The following is a 3,115-nucleotide window of genomic DNA, read 5'->3' as shown; positions in this document are numbered from 1 at the left end:
CACCTGGAAATCATGAATTAGACCAAGGCGTAAATGAAATGAAACGCCTTATTTATGGAGGATTCAATAAAGAAACAGGTTATTTTCAAGGTGCCAATACTTCATACAGTTCTGCAAATATAATCGATAGAAAGTCGGGTACTCCCTTGTTACCACCGTATGTTATTAAACAAATTGACGGAATTAATATTGGATTTATCGGTGTGGTCACAAAAGAGACCAACCTGTATGTGACCCCTGAAAATCGAAAAGAAGTAGAAATTACGGATGAAGTTTCAGTTATTAACCGAACCGTTAAGCTTTTAAAGGAAAAAGGGATCAAAGTTATTGTTGTACTGGCACATGATTCAGCTAAATCAGATCAGACAGGAGCAAATCCCAGTGGAGCTTTAGTGGAGATGGCTCCAAAAATCGATGATGAGGTCGATGTCATTTTTGCCGGTCACAGCCATGAATATGCCAATACCGTTGTAGCGGGTAAACTGATCGTTCAAGCTTATTCTAATGGGAAAGCTTTTTCTCAAGTAAATCTTGAAATTGACCCACGTACTAAAAATATTGTTAAAAAACAAGCAAAGATTATTGTCACTTCACATGATCATATAAAACCAGATAAAGAAACGGTTGCTCTTCTTAATAAATATAGAAAAAGATTGGGGAGCTATTTTAAACAGATAGTAGGAGAAATGCCTGAAGAAATCACACGAAATCAAGATGCAAACGGTGAATCCCCATTAGCGAAAATGATTGCAGAATCTGAGCGGGAAGCGATGGGGGTAGATATAGCTTTTGTCCATCAAGGCGAAATGCGGAAAAATTTAAAAAAAGGGGATATCACTGTAGAAGACCTTTATACAGACTTACCTTTTGGTCATAGTGTCAGTAAGTTAATCTTAACAGGAGACCAAATAAAACTTGCTTTAGAACAGCAGTGGACGAAAGATTATGAAAATAGGTTACAGACGGTTGGTTTAACGTATAGTTGGGACTCCAATGCTCCAATTGGCAGCCGCATTGTTGCGATGAAAGACAGGAAGGGTCAAGAGATTCAGCCAAACAACGAATATGAAGTAGCGGTTAGTAATTATTTAGCTTCAGGCGGTGATAACTTCACTGCATTGCAACAAGGTAGACTCGTAGAATCCGGTCCACAAGTTGTCACTGCACTTATACACTATATCCAACAGAAGCATCCCCACGAATAGTTACTTTTTTGATTCATGGTTTATTCGAACTCTGAAATAACTCTAAAGGAATTTTTTGAGATTTGTTGAATTTCTTTAGGTAAGATTCAAAGAAAGGTGGAAAAGTATAAAATCAACAAGTTCTCCTATTTATCGCAAAGTTAACAATGTCTTTATTCATGTTACAGATTTAAAAAAAATCAGTTGAATGGTATTGTAATCTCCTTGGAATTCCTCAGAATAATGACCCTGTAGAATCGCTTGTTTACAATATTCCTGTAACAAGTGAAACTGGATTAACTTTAGATGACCATACATTTGTATCCGGATTTAAGATTCGAACCATCCAATAATGTATTGTTTAAAAGAATTGGAGTGAATTAGTTTGGAGCTGACACACACACGATTATTAGTAAATTATTATAGAGAATGTTTTTCGTTTTATAGAAATGTTTTAGGGTTTGAGGTTACTTGGGGAAATGAAGATTCTTTATATGCTGAATTTAAATTTAGAGGTTGTACCTTAGGACTGTTTGAGAGGAAACAAATGCTTGAAGCAATAGGTGCTGAGAGCGTCACTTATACTCATAATACTGATAAAATTGCTTTAATTTTCAAGGTTGATAATGTTGAAGAGAAATATAAGGAATTAAAAGAAAAGGTTGAATTCATAACAAAGCCTTCTGCACAAGAAGGCTGGGGAATTAAAGTAGCTCATTTTAGAGATCCTGATGGTTCACTGATTGAAATCTATGAGAGTATTGAATAAATTTTATAACTGTTCGATGCCGTAACAAGGCATCGTCTTTTTAATGGAGTAGAGGAAGTTTGTAAAATATATCACTTAAACTAACGTGTGTGTTATTTCATTAATAGGGTTTGCTGCGGCAGCCTTTTTCTAATGGAACTAAAGGGGTAGATTAGTAGAAGAAGGACTATTACATTAATAATGGAATTATAACGAATGGAAAAAATTTCTAATACAGGTGTAAGCCATAGCTAAGGAATTGGCTCTATACGCCGAAAATTAGCAAAAGAGGGTGCTGATATCTTCTTTACATACTAGGATTCTTAATCCGGTTGGTCTTAGTGGTTCCTTAAAAGTAGCTTGATTTTAAAAATTTTAAATTAAACGCATAGTAAGGAGAATTTTAGTATGAAAATAAAATGGTATGGACATTCTACTTTTTTACTGACATCAGAAGGAGGAACTAGGATTCTCATTGATCCATATTATCGCTTTATCCGCTACCGTATGCCGATTGTTGAACCAGATATAGTTGCCGTTACACATAATCATTTCGATCACAGTAAAATTCAAGCTGCAACAGGTGATTACTTGCTTGTTAAAGAGCCGAAGGAATACATCCGCAATGATGTAAGAATTAATGGATTTAAGACATTTCACGACAAGGTAAATGGCGAGAAGAGAGGCCCCAATATTTTATATCGTTTCCAAATGGACGGTCTAACTATCTGTCATTGTGGAGATTTAGGGCATCTATTATCAGAAGAACAAGTAAAGGAAATTGGAAAAGTAGATATTCTCATCATTCCCGTAGGAGGTACATTCACGATTAATGCACTAGAAGCTACTCAAGTAATGCATCAATTGAAATCTACTATTACAATTCCAATGCACTATAGAACAAAGGCTTTGTCGGTTGTTGGCTTGATGTTTTCAAAGGTAGATAAGTTTCTTCAGATTTCCGGACAGCGAACAACCGAAGTTAAGATATTGGATATTTCCAAAGAAAATTTGTCAGAATATGCTGGTGTCGTAACTATGCTGTATGAATGAATTTAAGGCTGAGCTGTGGATTTAAAATAAAGTCACGATGTTAATAAAAATGTTGCGACTTTCTGACTAACAGGTGCTTTACTTCAATAAGGGAGGTTGCTGAAGCAACCTTTTTGTTATGCAACTAAAG

Annotated in this window: 3 protein-coding genes; all 3 read left to right on the top strand. The window is 35.5% G+C overall.

All coding sequences use genetic code 11. From position 1 onward, the window contains the following. Window positions 1-1,205 (top strand): bifunctional metallophosphatase/5'-nucleotidase (locus AC1DUW_RS24440; RefSeq protein ID WP_477643680.1); only part of this gene is annotated, 1,205 nt, incomplete at its 5' end. 364 nt (window positions 1,206-1,569) lie between these two features. After that, on the top strand, window positions 1,570-1,953 hold the full coding sequence (locus AC1DUW_RS24435) for a glyoxalase/bleomycin resistance/extradiol dioxygenase family protein (RefSeq protein ID WP_053345573.1): 384 nt from the start codon (window positions 1,570-1,572) through the stop codon (window positions 1,951-1,953). 387 nt (window positions 1,954-2,340) lie between these two features. Continuing rightward, a complete protein-coding gene (locus AC1DUW_RS24430) occupies window positions 2,341-2,985 on the top strand; it encodes an MBL fold metallo-hydrolase (RefSeq protein ID WP_053345574.1) in 645 nt (214 codons plus the stop codon). The last annotated feature ends 130 nt before the right edge of the window (window positions 2,986-3,115 follow it).

The sequence above is a fragment of the Peribacillus sp. P4_C12 genome (assembly GCF_056402095.1).
This window is presented reverse-complemented; position numbering and strand designations above follow the sequence as displayed.